This window comes from Massilia sp. CT11-137 (assembly GCF_047302885.1).
In the GTDB taxonomy this organism is placed as follows: domain Bacteria; phylum Pseudomonadota; class Gammaproteobacteria; order Burkholderiales; family Burkholderiaceae_D; genus Telluria; species Telluria orientalis.
On the sequence record NZ_JBKYMP010000001.1, the window covers coordinates 3,575,647 to 3,598,550 of the forward strand.

At 61.2% G+C, this 22,904-nt stretch carries 34 protein-coding genes and 1 pseudogene; 33 read left to right on the forward strand and 2 right to left on the reverse strand.

Going from position 1 to position 22,904, the window contains the following annotated elements; translation table 11 throughout:
- Positions 1-4: 4 nt before the first annotated feature.
- On the reverse strand, positions 5-739 hold the full coding sequence (locus ACEN98_RS16010; protein WP_413385787.1) for a GntR family transcriptional regulator: 735 nt from the start codon (positions 737-739) through the stop codon (positions 5-7).
- A gap of 116 nt (positions 740-855) precedes the next feature.
- Between ACEN98_RS16010 and uraH the strand changes: the two genes are divergently transcribed.
- From uraH to ACEN98_RS16170, 32 genes and pseudogenes are all read left to right on the forward strand, one after another.
- Positions 856-1,215, forward strand: a complete 360-nt coding sequence (gene uraH / locus ACEN98_RS16015) for a hydroxyisourate hydrolase (RefSeq protein ID WP_413385788.1) — start codon at positions 856-858, stop codon at positions 1,213-1,215.
- 204 nt (positions 1,216-1,419) lie between these two features.
- Positions 1,420-2,664, forward strand: a complete 1,245-nt coding sequence (locus tag ACEN98_RS16020; RefSeq protein WP_413385789.1) for a urate hydroxylase PuuD — start codon at positions 1,420-1,422, stop codon at positions 2,662-2,664.
- 129 nt (positions 2,665-2,793) lie between these two features.
- The gene (locus tag ACEN98_RS16025; RefSeq protein ID WP_413385790.1) at positions 2,794-4,320 is read left to right on the forward strand and encodes a nucleobase:cation symporter-2 family protein; all 1,527 of its coding nucleotides are present in this window, start codon (positions 2,794-2,796) and stop codon (positions 4,318-4,320) included.
- On the forward strand, positions 4,317-5,159 hold the full coding sequence (locus ACEN98_RS16030) for an outer envelope protein (protein WP_413385791.1): 843 nt from the start codon (positions 4,317-4,319) through the stop codon (positions 5,157-5,159). Before ACEN98_RS16025 ends, ACEN98_RS16030 begins: the two co-directional genes overlap by 4 nt.
- Positions 5,160-5,381: 222 nt before the next feature.
- Positions 5,382-6,041 carry a tyrosine-type recombinase/integrase gene (locus ACEN98_RS16035; protein WP_413385792.1) on the forward strand — a complete coding sequence of 220 codons (660 nt, stop codon included), beginning with the start codon at positions 5,382-5,384 and terminating at the stop codon, positions 6,039-6,041.
- Positions 6,041-6,325 carry a hypothetical protein gene (locus ACEN98_RS16040; RefSeq protein ID WP_413385793.1) on the forward strand — a complete coding sequence of 95 codons (285 nt, stop codon included), beginning with the start codon at positions 6,041-6,043 and terminating at the stop codon, positions 6,323-6,325. Before ACEN98_RS16035 ends, ACEN98_RS16040 begins: the two co-directional genes overlap by 1 nt.
- Positions 6,326-6,382: 57 nt before the next feature.
- Positions 6,383-6,643, forward strand: coding sequence for a DUF4160 domain-containing protein (locus tag ACEN98_RS16045; protein WP_413385794.1), 261 nt, complete (start codon positions 6,383-6,385; stop codon positions 6,641-6,643).
- Between the two features lie 4 nt (positions 6,644-6,647).
- The gene (locus ACEN98_RS16050; RefSeq protein ID WP_413385795.1) at positions 6,648-6,902 is read left to right on the forward strand and encodes a DUF2442 domain-containing protein; all 255 of its coding nucleotides are present in this window, start codon (positions 6,648-6,650) and stop codon (positions 6,900-6,902) included.
- A gap of 36 nt (positions 6,903-6,938) precedes the next feature.
- Positions 6,939-7,304, forward strand: coding sequence for a hypothetical protein (locus ACEN98_RS16055; RefSeq protein WP_413385796.1), 366 nt, complete (start codon positions 6,939-6,941; stop codon positions 7,302-7,304).
- Positions 7,305-7,371: 67 nt separating this feature from the next.
- Positions 7,372-7,599 (forward strand): hypothetical protein, encoded by a 228-nt coding sequence (locus ACEN98_RS16060; protein WP_413385797.1) that lies wholly within the window; start codon positions 7,372-7,374, stop codon positions 7,597-7,599.
- A gap of 498 nt (positions 7,600-8,097) precedes the next feature.
- Positions 8,098-8,583, forward strand: a complete 486-nt coding sequence (locus ACEN98_RS16065) for a hypothetical protein (RefSeq protein ID WP_413385798.1) — start codon at positions 8,098-8,100, stop codon at positions 8,581-8,583.
- Positions 8,584-8,646: 63 nt separating this feature from the next.
- Entirely contained in the window at positions 8,647-9,579 is a 933-nt protein-coding gene (locus tag ACEN98_RS16070) for a tetratricopeptide repeat protein (protein WP_413385799.1), read from the forward strand.
- 134 nt (positions 9,580-9,713) lie between these two features.
- Entirely contained in the window at positions 9,714-9,938 is a 225-nt protein-coding gene (locus ACEN98_RS16075; RefSeq protein ID WP_413385800.1) for a hypothetical protein, read from the forward strand.
- A 100-nt stretch (positions 9,939-10,038) separates the two neighbouring features.
- Positions 10,039-10,347 (forward strand): hypothetical protein, encoded by a 309-nt coding sequence (locus ACEN98_RS16080; RefSeq protein WP_413385801.1) that lies wholly within the window; start codon positions 10,039-10,041, stop codon positions 10,345-10,347.
- A gap of 17 nt (positions 10,348-10,364) precedes the next feature.
- The gene (locus tag ACEN98_RS16085) at positions 10,365-10,934 is read left to right on the forward strand and encodes a hypothetical protein (protein ID WP_413385802.1); all 570 of its coding nucleotides are present in this window, start codon (positions 10,365-10,367) and stop codon (positions 10,932-10,934) included.
- A gap of 146 nt (positions 10,935-11,080) precedes the next feature.
- Complete coding sequence (locus tag ACEN98_RS16090) at positions 11,081-11,365, forward strand: hypothetical protein (RefSeq protein ID WP_413385803.1); 285 nt, start codon at positions 11,081-11,083, stop codon at positions 11,363-11,365.
- Positions 11,366-11,382: 17 nt separating this feature from the next.
- Positions 11,383-11,532 (forward strand): hypothetical protein, encoded by a 150-nt coding sequence (locus ACEN98_RS16095; protein ID WP_413385804.1) that lies wholly within the window; start codon positions 11,383-11,385, stop codon positions 11,530-11,532.
- Positions 11,533-11,546: 14 nt separating this feature from the next.
- Entirely contained in the window at positions 11,547-11,798 is a 252-nt protein-coding gene (locus tag ACEN98_RS16100; RefSeq protein WP_413385805.1) for a hypothetical protein, read from the forward strand.
- A 422-nt stretch (positions 11,799-12,220) separates the two neighbouring features.
- Positions 12,221-12,361 (forward strand): hypothetical protein, encoded by a 141-nt coding sequence (locus ACEN98_RS16105; RefSeq protein ID WP_413385806.1) that lies wholly within the window; start codon positions 12,221-12,223, stop codon positions 12,359-12,361.
- A gap of 15 nt (positions 12,362-12,376) precedes the next feature.
- Entirely contained in the window at positions 12,377-12,802 is a 426-nt protein-coding gene (locus ACEN98_RS16110) for a hypothetical protein (protein WP_413385807.1), read from the forward strand.
- 22 nt (positions 12,803-12,824) lie between these two features.
- Positions 12,825-13,448 carry a hypothetical protein gene (locus tag ACEN98_RS16115; RefSeq protein WP_413385808.1) on the forward strand — a complete coding sequence of 208 codons (624 nt, stop codon included), beginning with the start codon at positions 12,825-12,827 and terminating at the stop codon, positions 13,446-13,448.
- Positions 13,449-13,555: 107 nt separating this feature from the next.
- Entirely contained in the window at positions 13,556-13,825 is a 270-nt protein-coding gene (locus tag ACEN98_RS16120) for a hypothetical protein (protein WP_413385809.1), read from the forward strand.
- An 11-nt stretch (positions 13,826-13,836) separates the two neighbouring features.
- A complete protein-coding gene (locus ACEN98_RS16125; protein WP_413385810.1) occupies positions 13,837-14,070 on the forward strand; it encodes a hypothetical protein in 234 nt (77 codons plus the stop codon).
- Positions 14,071-14,090: 20 nt separating this feature from the next.
- On the forward strand, positions 14,091-14,345 hold the full coding sequence (locus ACEN98_RS16130; RefSeq protein ID WP_413385811.1) for a hypothetical protein: 255 nt from the start codon (positions 14,091-14,093) through the stop codon (positions 14,343-14,345).
- A gap of 161 nt (positions 14,346-14,506) precedes the next feature.
- Positions 14,507-14,908: a hypothetical protein gene (locus ACEN98_RS16135; protein WP_413385812.1), complete on the forward strand. Its 402-nt coding sequence runs from the start codon at positions 14,507-14,509 to the stop codon at positions 14,906-14,908.
- Between the two features lie 15 nt (positions 14,909-14,923).
- Positions 14,924-15,559, forward strand: coding sequence for an adenylosuccinate synthase (locus tag ACEN98_RS16140; protein WP_413385813.1), 636 nt, complete (start codon positions 14,924-14,926; stop codon positions 15,557-15,559).
- A 19-nt stretch (positions 15,560-15,578) separates the two neighbouring features.
- Complete coding sequence (locus tag ACEN98_RS16145; protein WP_413385814.1) at positions 15,579-15,806, forward strand: hypothetical protein; 228 nt, start codon at positions 15,579-15,581, stop codon at positions 15,804-15,806.
- 183 nt (positions 15,807-15,989) lie between these two features.
- A pseudogene (locus ACEN98_RS16150) lies at positions 15,990-16,445 on the forward strand (DDE-type integrase/transposase/recombinase); the annotation flags it as partial.
- 113 nt (positions 16,446-16,558) lie between these two features.
- On the forward strand, positions 16,559-16,924 hold the full coding sequence (locus ACEN98_RS16155; RefSeq protein WP_413385815.1) for a hypothetical protein: 366 nt from the start codon (positions 16,559-16,561) through the stop codon (positions 16,922-16,924).
- Positions 16,925-16,972: 48 nt separating this feature from the next.
- Positions 16,973-18,418 (forward strand): FAD-dependent oxidoreductase, encoded by a 1,446-nt coding sequence (locus ACEN98_RS16160; RefSeq protein ID WP_413385816.1) that lies wholly within the window; start codon positions 16,973-16,975, stop codon positions 18,416-18,418.
- 249 nt (positions 18,419-18,667) lie between these two features.
- Positions 18,668-19,486 carry a formate/nitrite transporter family protein gene (locus tag ACEN98_RS16165; RefSeq protein WP_371766803.1) on the forward strand — a complete coding sequence of 273 codons (819 nt, stop codon included), beginning with the start codon at positions 18,668-18,670 and terminating at the stop codon, positions 19,484-19,486.
- Between the two features lie 33 nt (positions 19,487-19,519).
- Entirely contained in the window at positions 19,520-21,253 is a 1,734-nt protein-coding gene (locus tag ACEN98_RS16170) for a protein kinase domain-containing protein (protein WP_413385817.1), read from the forward strand.
- Here ACEN98_RS16170 and ACEN98_RS16175 read toward each other — a convergent pair.
- Positions 21,250-21,867 carry a M17 family peptidase N-terminal domain-containing protein gene (locus ACEN98_RS16175; RefSeq protein WP_413385818.1) on the reverse strand — a complete coding sequence of 206 codons (618 nt, stop codon included), beginning with the start codon at positions 21,865-21,867 and terminating at the stop codon, positions 21,250-21,252. The genes ACEN98_RS16170 and ACEN98_RS16175 overlap by 4 nt on opposite strands.
- Before the next feature lie 99 nt (positions 21,868-21,966).
- Between ACEN98_RS16175 and ACEN98_RS16180 the strand changes: the two genes are divergently transcribed.
- Positions 21,967-22,893, forward strand: a complete 927-nt coding sequence (locus tag ACEN98_RS16180; protein WP_413385819.1) for a bile acid:sodium symporter family protein — start codon at positions 21,967-21,969, stop codon at positions 22,891-22,893.
- Positions 22,894-22,904: the final 11 nt, after the last annotated feature.

The following is a 22,904-nucleotide window of genomic DNA, read 5'->3' on the forward strand; positions in this document are numbered from 1 at the left end:
TGATTCAATGGTGGAGGATGTCGGCCAGGTCCACGCGCTGCGGATCGAGGTGCAGGTTGTGCTGGACGTTGGCCAGGTGCTTGGAGACGAGGCGCACCGCCGCCTTGACGTCGCGCTTTTCGAACGCGTCGACGATGGCCACGTGCTCATCGAGGGATTCTTCCGCCGACTGCGACGACTGGCGCATCAGCGCGATCAGCGAGGAACGCGTCAGGAGTTCGGAGAGCATCTGCACGAGCACCTGGTTGCCGAGCATTTGCGCCAGCACGAGGTGGAAATCGCCCAGCAGGCGCGTGCGGCCCGGGACTTCCGCATTGTTGACGGCCGCGCGTTCCAGCTCAAGGTGTTCGCGCAGCTGTTTGACCTGGGCGTCGGTGATCGTCGCGCACAGCTGCTTCGTCACGGCCGTCTCGAGGATGGCGCGCACTTCGAACACGTCGTTCGCTTCCTCGGCCGTTGGCGTGGCGACGAACGCGCCGCGGGCCGGCTCCAGCACGACGAGGCGGTCGCGCGACAACTGGTTGAAGGCCTGGCGCACGACGGTGCGCGACACCTTGAAGATGTCGCCGATCTTCTGTTCGGACAGCTTCGTGCCCGGCATCAGCCGGCGCTCGGCGATCGCGGTGGTGATGGAGTCGACGATGCGCTGCGTGGCGCTGCCGGACGGCGCGCTCGCGGGCGTATCATGGATATCGCTGGTCAGCGGGACGATCTTCAGGGGTTGGTGGGCTCGGTTCATGGTCGCTCGGGACAATAAGTGATTGACATCGTGCCTGAAGTGTATACACTTTTCGAAAAAAAGAAAACACAAAGTGTATGCAATTTTTTACGTCAATCAACAAGAAAGGAAATCAGATGGGACACCTCAGCACCCACGTGCTCGATACGATGAACGGCTGCCCGGCCGCCGGCATGCGCGTCACCCTCGAAGCGCTCGACCATGACGGCAGCGCGCGCACGATCAAGACGCTCACCCTCAATAGCGACGGCCGCAACGACGGCGGTCCGCTGCTGAATGCGGAGACGATGGCGGTCGGCCGCTACCGCCTCACGTTCGGTGTGGCGGCGTATTTCCGCGAGAAGGGCGTGAACCTGCCCGAGCCGGCTTTCCTCGACGTGGTGCCGCTCGAATTCGGCATCGCCGACGCGGCCGGCCACTACCACGTGCCGCTGCTCGTCAGCCCGTGGTCGTATTCCACTTACCGTGGCTCGTAAGCACGGAGCGTTGTTTTTCTCATAAAGTCATACCCTTTTTCAAAAAGATCGTATACAGTTGTTGTGTCGCCGCGGAGCGCATCGGCAGCAGGGCCCAGCCCCTCGCCGGTGGTTGCGATGATTTGCCCCTCACAGAGCCCGCTGTGGTGATGGGACAGCCTGGTGTGTTGGTTGCGCCATGCTTCCTTTGTTTTTGAGGCTCTCATGGAATCCTATTTGCTCGACTGGGTGAATCTGCTATTGCGCTGGACCCACGTCATTACCGCGATCGCCTGGATCGGCGCATCGTTCTACTTCGTCTTCCTCGATAACTCGCTCACCAGGCCGACGTCGCCCGACCTCGTCGAAAAAGGCGTCGACGGCGAACTGTGGGCCGTGCACGGCGGTGGCTTCTACCATCCGCAGAAATACCTCGTGGCCCCGAAATCCATGCCCGAAGGCCTGCACTGGTTCTATTGGGAGAGCTACGCCACGTGGCTGTCCGGTTTCGGCCTGTTCACCGTCCTGTATCTGTTCAATGCCGGGACCTTCATGGTCGACAAGCAGGTGCACGACTGGACGGCCGGCGCCGCCGTCGGTACCGCGCTGGGCTTCCTCGTCGCGTTCTGGCTCGTGTACGACACCATCTGCCGCACGTTCGGCCGCAAGAAGAACGGCGACGCCATCGTCGGCGCGATCATCTTCGCGTTCGTCGTGTTCGCCGCCTGGCTCGCGTGCCAGTTGTACGCCGGCCGTGCCGCCTTCCTGCTGGTCGGCGCCATGCTGGCCACGTCGATGAGCGCCAACGTGTTCTTCTGGATCATTCCGGGCCAGCGCAAGGTCGTCGCGCAGCTGAAGGCCGGCCAGCCGGTCGACCCGATCTACGGCTGGCGCGCCAAGCAGCGCAGCGTCCACAACACGTATTTCACGCTGCCGGTGCTGTTCGCGATGCTGTCCAACCACTATGGCTGGCTGTACTCGGGTGAACACAACTGGGTCGTGCTGGTCCTCATGATGCTGACCGGCGCCCTGATCCGCCAGAGCTTCGTCGCCCGCCACAAGGCGCTCGTACACGGCAAGCGCGTGCCCTGGGAATTCGCGGGCTTCGGCGTGGCCGCCATGCTGGGTCTCGTCGTCTACCTGACCCCGAAACCCGAGGCCGACGTGCCGGCCATCGCGTCCGCCGCGCCCGTAAACAGTGCCGCCGCTGCCGGCGCCACCGTGCAGAACGTGAGTTTCGACCAGGTGAAAGGCGTCGTCGCCCAGCGCTGCGCGATGTGCCACTCGGCCGCCATGCCGAGCAAGGGCATCTCGTTCGATTCGCCCGATTCGATCAAGCGTCACGCCCAGCAGATGTACCAGCAGGCCGTCGTGACGAAGCAGATGCCGCTGAATAACGCCACCCAGATCACGCCGGATGAGCGCAATCTCATCAAGCGCTGGTACGAAGAGGGCGCCCCGACCAACTAACCCCGTTGTACCCTGTCCGGCGGCCCTCCACAGCGGGCCGGCGGACACGCTCGCGCGCCCGGCCCAGATGGCCGGCGCGTGGCGGGCGGCATGCTGTTTGTTGTTCATAAAAACATTTAGGAGACAAGCATGACCCAGCCGTCCCGCCATCCGGTGGACGAACGGCTGCCGCTCGCGCGCCTTGGTGCGCTCGGGTTGCAGCACGTCCTCGTCATGTACGCCGGTGCCATTGCCGTCCCCCTCATCGTGGGACGTGCACTCAAACTTCCGCCCGAACAGGTCAGCATGCTGATCTCGGCCGACCTGTTCTGCTGCGGAATCGTGACACTCATCCAATCCCTTGGCCTGACATCGTGGTTCGGCATTCGCCTGCCCGTGATGATGGGCGTGACCTTCGCGGCCGTCGGTCCGATGGTCGCCATCGCGAACGCGGTCCCCGGCGTCGACGGGGCGCGCGCGATCTTCGGTGCCGGCATCGGCGCCGGTGCCGTGGCGCTCCTGCTCGCGCCCCTGATGAGCCGGTTGCTGCGGTTCTTCCCGCCCGTCGTCACGGGCACCATCATCCTGATCATCGGCGTGACCCTGATGCGCGTCGGCGTGGGCTGGGCGATGGGCGGTCCGGAAAGCACGGCGCAAAGCGTCGATACCGTGAAACTGGCGGCGATGGTCGATGCGGCGCGCGCCAGTGCCGCGCAGGCCGCGGCCGCGCTGCCGCCGGGTGCCGAAGCGCCGGCGCTGAAGCTGGCCGGCCCCGTGCCGATGACGCCGAACCCGAACTACGGCGCGCTGGACCACTTGGGCATCGCCGCGTTCGTGCTGGCCGTCGTGCTGTGCCTCGTCCGGTTCTGCCGCGGCTTCCTGGCCAATATCTCCGTCCTGCTGGGCATCGTGGCCGGCTGCGTCGTCACGTTCGCGCTGGGTGAGATGAACTTCGACAAGGTGGGCAAGGCCGCCTGGTTCCAGCTCGTGACGCCGCTGGCGTTCGGCACGCCCACGTTCGACCTGGTCATGATCGTCACGTTCGCCGTCGTCATGATCGTCGTGATGATCGAGTCGGCCGGCATGTTCCTCGCCCTGTCCGAACTGACGGGCAAGGACCTGGACCGCAAACAGCTCGCCGCCGGCCTGCGCACCGACGGCCTGGGTACGCTGATCGGCGGCCTGCTGAACACCTTCCCGCACACGAGCTTTTCGCAGAACGTGGGCCTCGTCGCCGTCACGGGCGTCAAGAGCCGCTGGGTGTGCGTGGCCGGCGGCATCATCATGATCGTGCTGGGCATGCTGCCGAAGATGGCGGCGCTCGTCGAAGCAATTCCCCAGTTCGTGCTGGGCGGCGCGGGCCTCGTCATGTTCGGTATGGTGGCCGCCGCGGGCATCCGCATCCTGACGCGCGTGGACTTCCGGAACAACCGCTACAACCTGTATATTGTCGCCCTGTCGATCGGCTTCGGCCTGATCCCGCTGGTGGCACCCCGCTGGGCCCAACAGATGGCCCACAGCCTGCATCCGTTGCTGGAGTCGGGCATCCTGCTGACCGCCGTCGCCGCGGTCGCACTGAACCTCTTCTTCAACGGTACCCGCGACATCCCGGCAGAAAGCCATGGAGACGCGGGCGCCACCAACACCCATCCAATCGTCCAAGGGAGCAAAGCATGAAAAAAACCGTCCTGACCATGGCGCTGTGCGCGTGCGCGGCAACGTCCGTGCAGGCCGCCGAATGGAGCGACACGTCGATCGGCTACCGCACCGGCGGCCGTTTCCGCGAGCCGTTCAACGCCAGTGAAATCCACAAGGACATCATCGACATCAACCACGTGAGCGGTTATGCCTACGGCACGAACTTCTTCAACCTGGATGTCCTGTTGTCGAACAAGACCGATCCGTCCGCACCGGGCGCGAAGTCGGGCGCACAGGAGTTCTACCTCGTGTACCGCAACACGATCTCGCTGGGCAAGGTGAGCGGCAAGGAATTCGCCTACGGCCCCGTGAGCGACGTGGGCCTGACGCTGGGCTTCGACGCCAACACGAAGGACGATGCCGGCTACAACTCGAAGAAGCGCATGCTGGTCGTCGGCCCGACGCTGGCCTTCAAGGTCCCGGGCCTGCTGAACGTGGGTATCTACGGCCTGTGGGAGAGCAACGCGCCGAACAACGAGTTCACGCAGACCAGCGTCGCGCGCTACCGCTACGACACGCACCCGATGCTGGGCGCCGTGTGGGCATTCCCGATCGGGGCGTCGGGCTGGTCGTGGGAAGGCTTCGCGAACTGGATCGCGTCGAAGGGCAAGGACGAATTCGGCAACCAGACGGCGCCGGAAACGAACATCGACATGCAGTTGCTGTACGACCTGGGCCCGCTGCTGGGCGCCAAGCCGAAGACCTTCCGCGCCGGCGTCGCCTATCAATACTGGCACAACAAGTTCGGCAACGACAGCAAGCGCGTGCCGGGCGCCTCGGCCAGTACGCCGATGGTCAAGGCGGAGTACCACTTCTGATTTCCGGGTAGGACGGGGCGGCACGGCGGTGCCGGCCCGTTGTTGCCACCGGCGCGCTTGCCTTCGGGCGGTGCGCCGTTTTTTATTGCGGATGCTGTTTGCAGGGGAACAGCCAGATGGACTTTTCCGAGGACCGCGCTTGCCACCTTGCTATCGAGTACGTTTCCGGGTAATCTGCCCGGATAGTGCCTCTGAATAGAACATCAAGGAAGCTTAATACGAATGGCGAAAGCGCCCTACATCGAAGAAGGCCGATTGCGGCACCTTCTCAAAGTCGCGGCGGTCGCGGGTGAGTCGCCCCTGCGCAATGTCGCACTTCTCACGACCGTGTATGGCACTGGAATGATGCTGACCGAAATCGCCAGGATGCCAGTCCGCGCATACCTGAACGGTGATGGCTCTGTACGCGTTAAATCCTGCGTTGACGCTGCGATCGCGTACAACCGGAAGGAGCGCCCGATCTACTGGTCCAATACTAAGGTGGTGAAAGCGCTCGATTCCTACCTGGAGTACCGAGTCGCGCATCGTCAGAGGCTTACCCCGATGGCCACGGCGTTTCGGGGCTTGGACCCGGACGGACCGATCTTCCTGACGGGCGATGGTGAACCATACAAGCTCATTGAGCGCCGCACTGGCAGCGGCGCCCCCAGTTATTCGTGCGACTCCTTGAGTCAGCTCTTTCGGAAGCTGCACCTCCAGGCCGGCATCGAGGGGGCGAGTGCGATGTCCGGTCGCCGCACCTTTGCCGTGCGACTGGCGAATAATGGCTTCGATCTACGACACATCAACGAGCTGCTGGGCCATGAAACTCTGACGGCCACCAAACGACTGATCGACGCCGATCCTGTCAACTTGCGCGCGATTGTGGCGAGGGTAATCTGATGCAGTATCGAGACTTCCCAAAAGGCGATGCGCGGCGCTACTTCGTAGTGCTCGCCTCCATCGATTCGATGACGAAGGGTGAGGCGACAATTCATCGCGTTGCAACTGCGATCAACTGCACAAGGGCCGAGGCGCAACGAGCTGTCCAAGCGGCCGTTGAGCAATTCGGTGTGACTTTCGAGCGTGACGGCTCCACGTACACAATTTCATCGTGGGGGGTGCTGAAAAAATCAGGCGTCATCGAACTCGCAAATAGTCCGTTAATTGATGCGAAAAATAGTTGACCGTATCGTTTAACGGACTATAATAGAAGAATATTCAACGCAGCAACAAAATATAATATGCCCACGATCAGTGCGTTTTACGGCCTCATCATCCAGATGTTTTTCAAGGATCATGCGCCGCCACATTTTCATGTGAAGTATGCCGAGCACAAGGCGATCATCGACATCAAAAGCTTGTCGTTGATCGAGGGGAAGCTCCCGCGTAGGGCGCTTGGCTTGGTTCTCGATTGGGCTGAACTACGCCAAGAAGAGTTGCTTGCGGACTGGCAGCTGTGCCAAGACATGCAGAATCCGAAACCAATTGCCCCTTTGGAGTAAGACCATGAAATGGGACGTTGCTGAGGTCAAAGTCGTTGGCGACTTCGCGCTCGCGGTGCGTTTTCAGGACGGCTTGGAGGGTGAAGTTAAGTTCACGCCAAGCTTCTTTCGTGGCGTCTTTGAGCATCTGGCCAGTCGTCAAGAATTTCAAAAGGTACGCGTCGTTGACGGCGTTGTTACTTGGCCGGGAGAGCTGGATTTAGCTCCCGACGCAATGTACTCAGAAATCGAACGCAGTGGCGAATGGCTGCTCAACTAAGGAAAAAGTATGCCCGAAAGTGAAAGCAGACGTCGGATGGAGATCGACTGGACGGTGGCCCTCCCTCATTCGGGAGATGTTCCTGTTTGGGTGTGTGTCGCCACGCTAGAGCACGAATGGAAACGAAGTGAGAACGAGTACATTGTAGCCGGTGGCCACAACGGAATGCCCGGGAAATACAAAAACTTCGGCCAATGGATACTGTCAGCTAAGCATGTTGAAATGCCAGAGGTTTGTTTAGTTGCCGGTTTTGTGCGCTTTAATAACGGCAGACATCGCTTTGCCTGGCTGCGCGATCACGGTGTGATCGCACTGCCGGTCGCCGTTCAACCGAGCGATGTGGCTGCCTTTCGAAGGAAGTTCGGCTCCCCAGCCCGAACGTCTCAATGGCTCAGTAGTTAGCGAGGAAAACGACCTGGTGCCAATCGGCGCCCCGAACCCGGCCGACAGCCGAGGAAAGGATGCACCAATGAGTAAAACTGTAGAAGAAGCGAAAGCTGCACTGGACGCAGCGAGGGCCGCAGTTTTGAGCGAGATGGAAAGTGATATTACGCGTAAAGAAGGAAGTGGCGCGCAAGAGCGACGACGTGAAGAACGTCAGCAGAAGCTGCGGGACGTCGAATATCAAGCTGCACGCGAATTGGAACAAGCCGAGCGACGTCAGCGAGAGAGCGCGTCGGGAAACACTTCCTCCTAAACGCAGAAAAGCCCATCATCGCATGGTGCATCAATAAAAGGAAACCTGGGTATGCCACTTATTAATTGCCCTGATTGTGACAAGCAAATTTCGGACGCCGCGCCAAGCTGCATTCATTGTGGCCGGCCTATGAAGGAACATGCACCAGCACCGATGCTAAATGCTGCTCTAACTCTCGCGCCTTGTCCGAAATGTCGTAGCACAGACGTTACAGACAAGCTTGCCCAGGTTGTCCAAGAGGGCGGATTCAGCCCATTGTCCGGGATGTTGCTAGGTGGCTTTGCTGCGCTCGCAACGAAGGGGCGTTACATATGCAATAGCTGCAAATTTCAATGGAAAAGCAACTCGTGATTATTTCTAAAAGGCAGAAGCGCGGAAAACAGTGATCTACACCGTGCGCCATAAGGCTCGGCTCAGTGAAGGGGTGTTAATCGACTGAGACTATTCGATTGACGGTTGTAATCCGCAGATATTGCGATGGATTTTAACGGAGGCATAATGAATAAAATCGGGTCAAAAGCTACTTTCAGCCACCGCCCTTTTTGGATCACAGCAGTGTTTTTCGCAGCGCTAATCGTAGAAGCGGATGCGTATGGGAAGGAAATTACCACCTGTAAGATCGCAGGGGGATACCGTCTGGAGGACTCAGGTGGAGGTTGGAAAGACCATGGCTGGGAAAAGCTCGGTCACAGTGCGACTCTGTCAAGTACCGACAACGGCTACGATATCAAAGTGGGGAGCAGTACTAACGAAGCGCGATCGTTAAAGAAAGACGGCGCCCGAATCAGGCTCTACGATTCGGACAGCAATACGCTTACCTTCTTAATCAATGGCGAAGACGGTGTACAAGTGTGGACCTTTTTCAAGGCCAACGATGGCAGTTCGCGTGTGATCATCGGCGGATCTGGTCGAACCGAAGGCGCTATACAAGGTGCCGTTATAGTGGGTCATTGCACAAAAATCTCCAAGTTCGATTTGGACTGAGACTTAGATGATTACGAACGTGTAGTCGAACGCCGAGGAAAACAAATAAGGTCCAAGCACACCATGCGAATACACTTCAAACTTGCTTTTACTGCCTCTCTTGCCTTGCTTACGAATTTAGCACACAGCGTTGACTACGCGAACACTAACGCAGCCTACAAGAACGGAGACTACGAAAGCGCCCTGCGCGAACTCATGCCGCTGGCCGACCGGGGCGATCCTGACGCCCAGATGCTCATTGGCTACATGCACGAGAAGGGCCAGGGCATTTCCGCCAATATGGTCGAGGCCGTGAATTGGTATCGACGAGCAGCTTCACACGGAAATGTTGTGGCGCAGTTTAATCTCGGGAACATGTATGAGCAAGGCATTGGCGGACTGCCCAAGGATCCAAAAGAGGCGTTCCATTGGATCGAGTTGGCCGCAAAAACCGACTTCGCCAACGCCCAAGCTAAACTTGGCTACTACTATGGGACAGGCTTTAGCGTGCCGGTGGACTACAAGCTTGCTCTGTACTGGTCAGCTACCGCCGTAAAAAACGGCTACGAGGATACAACAGGCCACGTCAGCTACTTCTTCCAAAAGGCAGTGCCGCAAGAAACTGTTGCCTTCAAAAGCTACCGCATCCTGTCCCAAGCAAAAGGCTTCGACAGCGCCGCCATTTCATATGTGGTCACCAGCAATCCTCAAATGGGCTTGATGCTGTCATATGGTGGCCAACCGGCTGTCAATGCGATAGGCAAGGGCGCAGTTAAGTTCTGTCGGCTATTGACCGCGCCCCAAGTCGCGGCGGTGCTACAGGGAGCTGCAAAACTCAACGTGACACTCAGCCAGTTTGGTGTTCTTGGCGGACTTTCTGGCCAGTCGTTTACGTCTGTCATAGCGACGCTCCCTCTCGATCAGCAAGAGCAGGTTATAGCCATCAAGAACTTTGTCGAGTTTGTATCGGCCGTCGGTCAAGGTGCCTACTACTCGTGCGACACCACGAAGTCATGATTGTAAGTAGCAGCACTTCGAAGCATTAAAAAATCGCGCCGTACAGATCGCTTCACGTATCTTCGGGAAATGGGCGCGGTTTTCGCGTCTGCGAAATCGAAAAAGGCGTGATGCGTCACGCAAAGGAAAAGACCATGAATATTACGCTGCCGAACTGCCCCAATTGCGGGCATGCCTCTACGGCTCCTGTGCGCGCCAGCATGAGCGCCATGCCTTACCAGTGCCCTCATTGTCACGCCGCTTTTAACCTGGTGATCGCGATGTCGAACTTTGCGCAGCTTCGGGAAGCATATGCGGACGTGACGGCTGATGAATTGATAGCAGGGGCCAAATGCAAGATCGTGCTCCCACAACCCTGACGCTCTCGGAAAACTCCCAGCAGCACCGATTGCCCGCCACGAGCGGGCAGCGGCATTGAGAGGGTCGGCGCGGTGCCGGACCAGTGAACGAAAGCGACACATGAACACGAACGAACAGCAGTGCGTCGGCTCCATCCGTCTGGTGTATGCCGACACGGCAAGTAACCAAGTCATCACGCTGGGCGGCGCCGGATTCGTCAGTCGTGAAGAAGACGATGCGGCCTGGGACAACGTTCCTGCCTTCGCCCGCGCAACCAACCTGGTTGCTGATCGCCTCGACGCCAACGGCGACATCGTTGACGATAAGCCGGTGTCGGCCGAGACTTGCGAAGTCTTGATGGGTACTCCGATCGACCAGCTGATCGCCGCTGGCCGCGCCAAATTGGCCGACGAGCTGGCCACCGCCTAACTGGACCGGAAAAGATTGTGGGAAACAATTATCAAGCCTTCATGCGGGCCTTGTCTCTGATCTTCTTAATGCCAGGATTTGCTTACGCAGGCAGTTTCGATGAATTCCGAGCAATCGACTGGAATTTGACCAGGGCGATGATCACAAGTCGATATCCGCAAGTTGCAGTCGGAAAATGCTCGGCACTTACAGCATCAACTTTTAGTGATAACGGTATCGAATGTGAATCGCTCTATATTCCCGACGATAAATACGACATTTCCGGAATCCCCTTCCGGATTACTTTCCGGTTTTTTGAAAAAAGCGGCCTACTGGAAAGCGTTTCCTTCCATGCTCTCGAGCATGTACCGCCGGGGGAAATAGGTAAGAAAAGTTCAGTATCGATCTGCACCAGAATCGAATCTATGTTATCGAAATTATATGGACTAGGACAAACGGAGGGAATAATCGACAATGAAGCCTCGTATCTAAAAATAGTTCGCTGGAAGCAAGATAGCATTGCCGTGAATTCTCGGTGTAAATATCCGACATACAATCAAGTAAGCCTACACGTTTCCTTCAGAAGTGCGGCTTCCTCAGACAAGTAGGTTGACAAAGTAATGGCATTCATACGCGACTGCGGTCCCTGCAAAAACAGACCAAACACCATGATGAACGGGTGCGCCGCGCTGCTCGCTGTGCGTGTGGACGAAATTTAAGCCGGCGTGAGCCGCCAAGGAAGAGGACTAAGACGATGAACGTACAGATCACAGAAGGAAAATCCGGCCGCCAGATCGCGCTCTACCCGATCAACCTGGGTGGCGACATAGCTAGATCGGAAACAGACGCCATGCTGAACGAACTCCAGCCAGACTTGCGCGAGTTGCTGGACCTGGTGCGCAAGGTCGAAAACTTCGACGCGACAGTCGCCGCGGCCCGCGCCGCCGGCAAGCCGATCGACCCGACGGCGGACGCCCAAGAGGCGCGCAAACGCAACGAACAGCGCATCGTCTACCTGCGCGATAAGTGGGCCATTTAAGGCAGAGGAAAACTAGCATGGATGATTTGGACCTGATTGAGCTGGCTGTGCTGCGCAACCTGGTTGCCGACAACTGGCAAGAATTCGTCACGGCGTGCGCCGAGTACGAAGACGTCGACGCCGGCAAGCTGTACGCGAAGCTCGGCGGCGATCCGAGAGATCTGTAGCAGAGGAAAACGTCATGCAGCTAACCTTGGGCCAAGCCATGCTGATCTACCAGCGCGCGATCGACAAGACGGCCGATGCCGGCGAAGGCTGCACCTGGTGGGAGGAAGTACGTGGCGAGTTGGAGGCGGTGATCGCGGCACCGAACACGGCAGCGGCCGCCGCGCTGATCGCGTGGTGGCATCAGGTCTGGAAGGACGTAGGCGACACGCCGGCACGCGCCGCTGGTCGCATTCGCCGGCACGCAGCGAGCGTGCTCGGCAAGTAAAGGAAAAAATCATGATTCCTATGTACACACTCCCGGCAGTCGTAATTCTTCGTGCGAGAACGGAACGTGTCCTGCTCAATCCGGACGACGTGATGTGTGAGGGCGAACTAATGCAGACCCTTGGTGCCTCAATTCCCGAAGAATTGGTCGAGCACTGTTCCCGGAACGGCGTGCATATTTTCGTTGGTGACGACGGTAAGTGGTACGCAGAGCCGCTCAAAGCATAGAAAAAGCCGACGATGCCGCTCCAGCCAAAACCACGATTCGCAGCACCGTGCAACCACTGCGGGGAGTGCTGCAAGGGACAGCTGTGCGAACTGGCGCAGATGGCATTTCACGGTGCGTCGGCGCCGTGTCCAGGTCTCGATGTGCGCGAGGATGTCGCGTTGTGCAGCTTGGTCATCACGGAGGCAACGGCCGGCATGGAACCGATGCTGGCAAACTCCCTGGGTATCGGGTGCGGTTGCTCGATGCCGGATGCCGGCACGACCGATGCCGAGGTCCACGAGTTCGACAAGGTGTCTTTCATCAAGATTTACGGCCGCGTACGCAAAGCGGCTTGAGGACGGAAAAAGCCGATGGCCACTTGGAATGACATCGCCGAAATTGTGCATGGTCCGCGTGGTGTGCACGAGATGATGTTGCGGGCGTCGGACCTGACGTCGACGGCAGGCACTTGCCTGTACGCGGCGTTCATCCTGCGGATATCCCTTGAGAAGTTTGGCGGATGCCGTGCTGTCGTCCGCGGTGGCGACGGCTTGCAGGACGGTGGTGCGAAGGATTCCGACGGCGCCTGGCACGGTCACTACTGGGTAGAAGGGATTACGACAGACGGCATCGCTTTTGTCGCCGACGTGACAGGCGACCAGTTTGGGCACGAGCCGGTGTACTTCGAGCGCGTCGCGGCCGCACGCGCACGCTACGCTCCAGGTGATGACGCAACCGTTGCCACGGCCGTTCGCGAGCTGGCTGACAGCATGGCGGGTCAGGTACAACTGAGTTGAAGGAAAAAGAAGGGAGACCAACATGCACATCCGTACCCTAATTGTGGAGTGCTTCACTGCCGCGTGCTGTCTGCTAGCGGGGAACGCTGCCGCCGAGGGTAGGTTGGCGGAGGGCGAGATTTTCGGCATCCAGCTGGGTGAGCCGATATCTATGTCGCCGAGCGAAGTGAAAATGGCTGGCCGTGAACATAGCAACACGTTCGTGCGCACGGTCGCCCAGAAGCCAGCGGACGTGCGGTTCCTCCAAGTTTTCGTTACGCCTATCACACACACAGTGTGGTCTGTCCAAGGCAAGACCGAATTTCGAGACAAAAAAGCGGCAGACGCCTTCGTCGCCAAGTATGTGAAGGTTCTGCCAGGTCTGAGCGATGCGTTCTCGCCCAGCTATGACACGGCCGAGGACACCCCCCTGAAACTAACGTCGCCCGAATGGATTTTAGCGCTTCGGGTTGTTGACTTAAAGAAGATGTACGGTAGGACTGGCGGGTACCTCGTGAGCATGGATATGTCAGCGGCTTTCGGGGGCAAGGCACACGAACGAATCAGTGAGTTGCAGCGCGTCGAGCGAAGCGAAGAACGCACCCGCGAACAGCGCCGGGCCGTGAATGAGGCGCGCGCGAACGGAGGCCTACAAGGGCTGCGTTAATGTTGTCGATGGCGCGAACTACACTCGTGTTAGAAAGCTAGCCACCACTACAGAGCCACCCAAAGAACGTTGTGTGCACAACGGTTGAGTTATCAAGGAAAACTGAAATGATCAGGTACGTGAAACCGGAGGAGTGGGGAACTGTCGAGGGCAAGCTGGCCGACATGCCGTGGATTGTAGCCAAGGAGCGGTTTGTTAGCTTCTTCCACGATCCACGTCGCGGTCTCGGACTGTACGAACACGTGGAGAAAAACCACGGATGCAACGCGTGGAATGCTGCCTCGTGGGCCGTGGCTATGAACTCGGTAATCGCAATATTGAACACCATTCCCGATGGTGCCAACGAGGCCGATGTAGTCGAAGCCTTTGGCTTGTAGAGGAAAAATTCATGGCTACGCAAAAGTGCTGGATTCTGAAGTTCGTCGCCGGCAACCCGGCGATGTTCACCCGCGTGCGCACCGACGGGTCAGGGCCCGGTCGACGCGGCGAAGTTCTCCAGGCCGCGGAGAAGGTGGCGGGAAATGGCTGGCGCGCGTGGGTCGAGCATGCTGTGGCCGGCGAGCGCATCTTTGAGAGCGAAGTCGAAAAAGCATACAAACAGGCTCACCAGGCTGCCGCCTGAACAGGACGGAAAAGTCGAACATGACGAAAATTCGAACTGCAGCCGGCGCCGACTTCGCGCTGACCTTCACGCCAGGCCTGCCGCCAGCGCTGACGGGACCGAACCTGTATCTCCTTTACGATGGATCGTTGGCGATGGGAGAACTGGACCGGGACAGCGACGGGAAGCAGTGGCTACGTTCGTTCAACCCGGTGGGTATGACGCCACTGGACATCGCAGCGAATAAGATCATCGGCTGGGCGCCGGCAGGTCCGCGCCGAGGCGTGTTCGACTGAATCTTCAACCCACGGAAAACATCGTGCACATCTATTTGGAGCAACAATGGTTTTGAAAAAAGCAAGCAGCGGTTCCGTCGCATTGTTGTTTTTACTCGCAGCTTGTAACGGTCAGCAGTCAGGTACTCACGCTGGGGGGGGCAGATGGGCAGGAGCGATACGTGAAGAGTAGGTTTCCTTTGGCGGAACTGTGGCACACGTTCCTCACAGGTGACGGGACCGCGTTTTGCGGAGTCATAAAGACCAACGAACACTACTCGGGCGAAGAACCGCTACGCTTTTTCTTCGTAGACCTCGACGCCGGTCGCGTACGTATTACAGGCGATCTAGACGTGAATGCGACCACATACCTGAGCAAATGCGCTGTCGACCCGAATTCGAAGGAGGCTTCTTCAATAAGGGAACGATGGGCTGAGACCGAGAAAGCGTTGAAAGTCAAAGGTGATGAACGCAGAGCGCAAGCCGCCCAGCAGCGTCAGCACGAACGGTGGGTAAACGAGAATGCCGACGCGCTGCGAGCATTGCAGCAAGCGACTGATGATATACAGGCTGGGAAACGGTAAAGGAAATCCGCCACCATGTCTTTCAGCCATCAAGAGCTATGCAGCCTAGCCGTGAACTGGCTTCAGCGCGCACCTCGTCGTAGCGGCCCGGCGTGTCAGGTGGCCTTTTCGGAAGCCAAGGGCGGTTGGAACGGCGAGATCCCCGACGCGATTGGGTTCAGGACGGCGGCGGAAGACGAAGGTTCCGTTGTCGTAGAAGTGAAGGTAAGCCGCAGCGACTACCTGGCCGACCGAGCCAAGGCCCATCGGCAAGATGGGGCATTGGGCATGGGTCTGTACCGCTACTATATGGCCCCGGAAGGCATTATTTCAGTGCAGGAGCTACCTCAGGGTTGGGGGCTCGTCGAAGTGTCGTCGAAGCGCGTTTTGCGCGTCTTGGCCGGCCACGTGACCGTCAAGCGCGCCGATCAGGCGGCGTGGAGACATGAACGTGCGCTGAACCGGGAATGGCTACTGCTGGCGTCGATGTTATCCAGAGTGGGCAATGTCGAAGCGCTGCATACCGAACTGAAGAAGGCGAATAACGAGCGGTCACGATTGGCCCGAGAACTCGATGCGCTTCGGGCATGTGGGCGCGCGAGCATGCTGGAGCGGGCCGTAGCAGAAATCGCTCCAGGCACAAAATTAATCGCCCGACGCAAAAGCGCGTAGGGCACCGAGGAAAACAGCTGTGGAACGAATCTGGATGTCCGAAGGAGGTATGTTCGCTGTGGCGACGGTTTTGCTATGCGGGATCGGCGGTTCGTTCCTGCTCGTGCCGGCGGCGATCTTGAGCATCCTCATGGGGGCCGGTCGCATCGGAGAAGTCACCGTCGTTGCCGGCCTGCTGATCGGGACCATAGCTTTCGGCCGTGCCCTAGTCTTGCAGCGCCGCAGATACGCAGCTCACATCAACTAACCCGGAAAACGCAAAATGAGGCACACGACCATTTCAACGAATGGCACCTGTCCCAGTTGCCGTGGTGCCAACTGGAAGACATTGGAGGCACTGGCGTTGACCCAGCGTCAGCATTCGAGCGCTCGCACGGCACGGCTACGGCAATCGCAATGTACCAATACGACGACGGCTACAAGAACAGATGTCTTGGACGTGTTCGCCCGGCGAATCGTCGGCTGGCGTGTCAGTTCATCGATGAGCACTGATTTCGTTCTCGATGCGCTTGAACAGGCACTGTATGCCCGCCAACCCGGCGACAAAGGAACGTTGGTCCATCATTCCTACAGAGGTTCTCAATATTTAAGCATCCGCTACAGTGAACGTCTTGCCGAAGCGGGTATCGAACCGTCAGTCGGTAGTCGGAGTGACAGTTATGATAACGCGCTGGCTGAAACGATCAACGGCTTGTACAAGACGGAATTGATTCACCGTCGGGCCTGGAAAACTTGGGAATCTGTAGAGCTAGCAACCCTGGAATGGGTGGTCTGGTTCAACCACCATCGGCTAATGGAACCACTGGGCTATATCCCGCCCGCCGAAGCTGAGGCAAGCTATTACAAGCAGGTCAAAATCGCTGCCGATGAAGCCGCATTAACTTAAACCAGTCAGCCTCCACGATACCCGGTGCGGTTCATGGCGCGCCGCATTTTAGGTAATACAAGTCTGTACGCCAGGACCGTGCTCGGCAAGTCAAGGAAAACACCAGGAAAACAATGGAAAATGAATCGAATTCGAGACGGAGCCTCCTGCATCGACGCCCCCCTTTTCATCACATCCTTCTCATCGCTTTATTCGTCGGCCTCGGCACTTGGTACGCGTTTAAATCCCTGGATGAAGTTCATCAAGAAGCAGCGCAGCGTCAAGCGAGCAATGAACTGGACAATGAGCTGGAAAATCGGCGCATCGCCGAAATCGAGGCGATCAAGGCCAGACTGCGGCGAGCCGACCCCAAGCACGAGCAGACCTGTGCACACGCCGCGAGCTTTCGCTATCCCGAAGAGAACAACGAAAGCGAGTTGACCCACATGCGCCGAATCGAAAACTGTGTGGATCAGATAGCAAAGCGGGCAGCGCATTGAAGAGGAAAAGAGCGCATTAACGGTCTCCATCGAAATACAGGTGAACCAATGCAGGCAAGCGACCACGACATCATCATCGTCGGCGCCGGCCCCACGGGCCTGATGCTGGCCGCCGAACTGGCATTGGCCGGCGTGGACGCCGCCATCGTCGAACGCAAGCCGGCGCAGGCCCGCGTGGGCGGCCGCGCCGGCGGGCTGCACGCGCGCACGCTCGAACTGCTCGACCAGCGCGGCATCGTCGACCGCTTCCTCGCCGCGGGCAAAACGCACCCGCGCGTCAGTTTCCACGCCGCCCTCGACATCAGCGATTTCCCGACGCGCCACAACTACCTGCTCGCGCTGGCGCAGGAACAGACCGAACGGCTGCTCGCCGCGTGGGCCGATGAACTGGACGTGCGGATCTACCGCGACCGGGACGTGGACGGTATCGCATGCGACGACGACGGCGTCGACGTCACGACGACGCAGGGCACGCGCATGCGTGCGCGCTGGCTGGTCGGCTGCGACGGCGGCCGCAGCCGCATCCGCAAGCTGGCCGGCATCGGCTTCCCCGGCTGGGACGCATCGACGAGCTGGATCATCGCCGAAGTGAAAATGCGCGAAAAGCCGGTACTCGGCTTCCACGAGGACGCGTCCGGCCGCCATGCGATGTCCATCCTCGAAGATGGCGAGACGGCCGGCGTCGTGCTGGCCGGACGCGATCCTCGGGCGGCCGGCGAGCCGACGCTCGACGAACTCGCCGCGGGCCTGAAAGTCATCTACGGGACCGATTTCGGCGTCCATTCTCCCACGTGGCTGTCCCGCTTCAACGACGCCGTGCGCCAGGCGGACGCCTATCGCAAGGACCGCATCCTGCTCGCGGGCGACGCCGCGCACATCCATCCGCCGCTGGGCGGGCAGGGCCTCAATCTCGGCGTGCAGGATGCCGTCAACCTCGGGTGGAAGCTGGCGCAGGTCGTGAAGGGTGTATCGCCGGCGGCGCTGCTCGATACCTACCAGGCCGAACGCCATCCCGCCGCCGCGCGCGTGCTGCGCAACACGATCGCGCAAGGTGTGCTGCGGCGCCCGGACGACCGCACGCCCGTGCTGGGCGAATTCGTCGCGGAGATGCTCGCGATGGACGAGCCGCGCAGGCGTTTCGGCGCGATGATCGCCGGCCTGGACATCCGCTACGACCTGGGCGCCGGCCACCCGCTGCTCGGACGGCGCATGCCGGACCTGGACATCGTCACGGCGGCGGGGCCGACCCGCGTCTACGCGCTGCTGCATGACGGGCGGCCGGTGCTGCTCGATCTCGGACTGGGCGCGATGGTCGGCGGCGGCCGCGTGAAACGGATCGAGGCGACGTTCGATGGCGTGTGCGAACTGCCCGTCGTCGGCGCGGTGCCACTGCCGGCCGCGATGCTGATCCGGCCCGATGGGTATGTGGCGTGGGCCGGCGATGGCGGCGCGGACGGCCTGCGCGCCGCGTGCGCGGCCTGGTTCGGCGCCTGACCGGGGCAAGGGCGCGCATCGCGCCACACGGCCTGCATCGTTCGTGTGCACGCACGTGGGCGTCCTCTCCAACAATGGTGCGCCACCGCACCAGCAGGCAGCACCGGCACGTTCGCAGTGCGCAGGTACGTGAGAATCGCCCCGGTCTGATGCGGGCCCGCTTCTTGCATAACTCCCCATGACGGCGCAATCGACGCCGGATTACCGATCAACATTGCCGCGTCATCGCGGTTCCCTGGGGAGTATTTCATGGCGTACCTGGTGCCTTCAGAATTCGTGACCAAGATGGTCGACGCGGGCGAATCCAAGATCTATATGTCGACGCGCGATGCGCTGATCCGCGCCTACATGGCCGGCGCCATCCTTGCGTTGTCGGCGGTGTTCGCCGTCAGCTGCTCGGTGGCGACCGGCGTGCCGCTGATCGGCGCGCTGCTGTTCCCGGTGGGTTTCTGCATGCTGTACCTGCTCGGCTTCGACCTGCTGACCGGCGTGTTCGTCCTGACGCCGCTGGCGCTGATCGACAGGCGGCCCGGCGTCACGTTGCCGCGCGTGATCAAGCACTGGGGCATCGTCTTCGCCGGTAACTTCCTCGGCGCGTTCACCGTGGCCTTCCTGATGGCGTACATCTTCACGTTCGGCTTCCACACGGACGGCGGCGTGCTGGCCAAGACGATCGGCACCATCGGCGAAAAGCGCACGCTGGGCTATGCGGAATACGGCTTCGCCGGCATGGTCACCCTGTTCATCCGCGGCATGCTGTGCAACTGGATGGTGTCGACGGGCGTCGTGGGCGCCATGATCTCGACGACGGTCGGCGGCAAGGTCATCGCCATGTGGATGCCCGTGATGCTGTTCTTCGCGATGGCGTTCGAACACTCGGTCGTGAACATGTTCCTGTTCCCGTTCGGGATCCTGACGGGCGCGCACTTCACCTTCCTCGACTACCTGGTCTGGAACGAGATCCCGACCGTGCTGGGCAACCTCGTCGGCGGCCTCGCGTTCACCGGACTGACGCTGTACTCGACGCACGTGAAGACGGCGCCAAAGCGCTCGTTCAACAAAGTCTGACGACGCGCGCGCCGGCGTCCCGCTTTGCAGCCCATGATGCAGCCTTTGACGCTCTCCGTCGGCCAGCACAGTGACCGGGGCCGCAAGGCCGTCAACCAGGACTGCCACGGCGTGGTGATCCCGCGCGCGCCGCTCGCCTCGACGAAGGGGGCGGCGCTCGCGCTGGCGGACGGCATCAGCAGCAGCGCCGTGAGCCACGTCGCCAGCGCCACCGCCGTCGCGGCCTTCCTCGACGATTACTACGCGACGGCGGACGCCTGGTCGGTCCGGACGTCGGCCGAGAAGGTGCTCGCTGCCGTCAATGCGTGGCTGTATGCCCATACGCGGCAGGGCCAGGACCGCGCCGACCAGGACTGCGGCCATGTCTGCACGTTTTCCGCGCTCGTCATCAAGTCGAACACCGCCCACCTGTTCCACGTGGGCGACGCGCGCATCTACCGCGTCCACGCGGGCGCGCAGAGCGCCAGCCTGGAGCAGCTGACGACCGACCATCGCGTGTGGGTGTCGCCCGAGCGCAGCTACCTGAGCCGCGCGCTGGGCGTGCAGGACCGTATCGAGATCGACTACCGCGCCGTGGCGCTGGAAGCCGGCGACCTGTTCATGCTCGCGACGGATGGCGTGTACGAGCACGTGTCGGGCGCCGACGTCCACGCCGCGTTGCAGGACGCGCCGGACCTGGACGCGGCCGCGAGCCGTCTCGTGCAGCGCGCGTTCGCCAACGGCAGCGCGGACAATCTCACCGTGCAGCTGGTGCGCATCGAATCGCTGCAGGCGCGCGAAGCCTCCGAACTGCTGCGCCAGATGGCGGACCTGCCGCTGCCGCCGCTGCTGGCCCCGCGCGCGGAACTCGACGGCTACCGCATCGTGCGCGAGGTGCACGGCAGCAGCCGCAGCCACGTCTACCTGGCCGAGGATCCGGACAGCGGCGCGCACGTCATCCTCAAGATGCCCTCCATCGATCTCGCCGGCGCCCGCGCCTACATGGAGCGGTTCGTGATGGAAGAGTGGATCATGGGACGCGTGCGCAGCCCGCACGTCGTCAAGCCGGCGCCGGCGCGGCGCCGCAGCCATGTCTACGTCGCCGCCGAATACATCGAAGGCGTCACGCTGGCGCAGTGGCTGCGCAGCCAGCCGCGTCCCGGCCTGGACGCCGTGCGCCGCATCGTCGACCAGGTGGCGAAAGGCTTGCGCGCGTTCCACCGGCTCGAGATGCTGCACCAGGACGTCCGGCCGGAAAACGTCATGATCGATACAGCCGGCAACGCGCGAATCATCGATTTCGGGTCGGTGAGCGTGGCCGGCGTCGTCGAGATGGTCTCCCATGACGAGGACTGGACGCTGCAGGGCGCCGCGCTGTATGCCGCACCAGAGTACTTCCTCGGCGAACGCGGCACCGTGCGCTCGGACGTGTTCGCGCTGGGCGTGCTCACGTACTTCATGCTGACGGGGGAGCTGCCGTACGGCGTCGGAATCCCGCGCGCGGCGGGGCGCGCGGCGCAGCGCCGGCTCGCGTACACGCCCGCGCGCGAGCACGATCCGTCGATCCCGGCCTGGGTCGACGCGGCGCTGCACAAGGCGCTGCAGATCGATCCGCGCCGGCGCTACGAGGACGTCGCCGAATTCGTGTACGACCTGCACCATCCGAACAGCGCCTTTGCCGAACGGCGGCGCACCCCGCTGATCGAACGGACTCCGCTGCTGTTCTGGAAGGCGGTGTCGTTCGGGCTGGGGGTGGCGCTGGTGGCGGACCTGGCGTTGCGGGGCTAGTGGCGGGCCAGCCGCGCGAACGCCTCCGCGAATGCCCGCCCCGCCGCCTCGGCACGTGGCGCCCCGACATCGAACGTGCAATGCCGCAGCGACGGTGCCGCCGCGAGGCCGGCCTGCGCCAGCATGTGCTCGGCCCGCAGCGCGCCCAGCATCCCGTCCAGCATGACGTTCTGCATGTCGAGCGACGCATTGTCCGTGTGGCCCGCATCGAGCACGCTGGGCGCGAACGCCATCGACACGGCGCCGTAGCGGATCGCCTCGCGCATCGCGACGCGGCAGGCGCGCCGCAGCATCTCGCCGTCCAGCCGCCCCGGATCGCCCATCCCGATCACCAGCACCGCGCGCGCCACCACGGCGGGCGGCGGCGACGTGATGAGCAGGGTCTCCAGCGGCTGGGCGCGGAATGCGCCCGTTGCGCGCAGGCGCGACAACTGGCCGCCGAGCGCCTGGTCCAGCGCGAGCAGGCCGCCGGCCATGCCGCCGCCGAGTTCATGCTCGAACATGCAGGCGACGCTGAAGTCGACGTCGGCGTGGGATGGGCCCCAGGCGACGACGTCGAACTGGACGCCGTCGGCGGTGCCGATCGGCAGGCGGGTGGGTGAGGTGTCGGTCATGATGGGGCCATGCTAACGCGATTCGCGCCGCCATGCACCGGCCAATGGTCAGGGTGGCGGACATATAATGGCGGGCCCATCAGATCAGGAGACCCCCGCGTGAACGCCATCGAAAAAGCCAGCGCCTTCGTCGGCAAGACCTTCTCGTTGTGGGTGCTCCTGTTCGCCGCCCTCGGTTTCTTCGCGCCGCAGCTGTTCGTAGGTTATAAAGGCTGGATCGCGCCGCTGCTGGGCATTGTCATGTTCGGCATGGGCCTGACCCTGTCGACGGAAGATTTTCGCGACGTGTTCCGGCGGCCGAAGGACGTCGCGATCGGCGTCGTCGGCCACTACCTCATCATGCCCGGCATCGCGTACGTGCTGGCCATCGCGCTGCGCCTGCCGCCGGAGATCGCGGTCGGCGTGATCCTCGTCGGCTGCTGCCCCAGCGGCACCGCGTCCAATGTGATGACGTTCCTGGCGCGCGGCGACGTGGCGCTGGGCGTATCGATTGGCGCGGTGTCCACCCTGATCGCGCCGTTCGCGACGCCGGCGCTCGTGTCGCTGCTGGCGGGCGCGTGGATGCACATTAATGCGGCCTCGCTGTTCATGGACATCGTGCAGGTCGTGATCGTGCCGATCGCGCTGGGCATCGTCGCCAGGACGCTGTTCCGCCGCCAGGCCGCGGCCAGCGTGAAGGCGCTGCCGCTCGTGTCCACGGTGGCGATCGTGCTGATCATCGCGATCATCGTCGCCCTGAACCAGAGCAAGCTGCTGACGAACGGCCTCTTGATGTTCGCCGCCGTCATCCTGCACAACCTGCTCGGCTTCGCGCTCGGCTATCTGTTCGCGCGGCTGTTCGGCATGGACCTCGCCAAGCGCAAGGCGGTGATGTTCGAGACCGGCATGCAGAACTCCGGCCTCGGCGCGGCGCTGGCGGCGGCGCATTTCAGCCCGCTGGCGGCCGTGCCGAGTGCCTTGTTCAGCGTGTGGCACAACCTGTCCGGCTCCGCGCTCGCCACGTGGTTTGCGCGCAGGAAAGAGTGACCCGGCGGTGC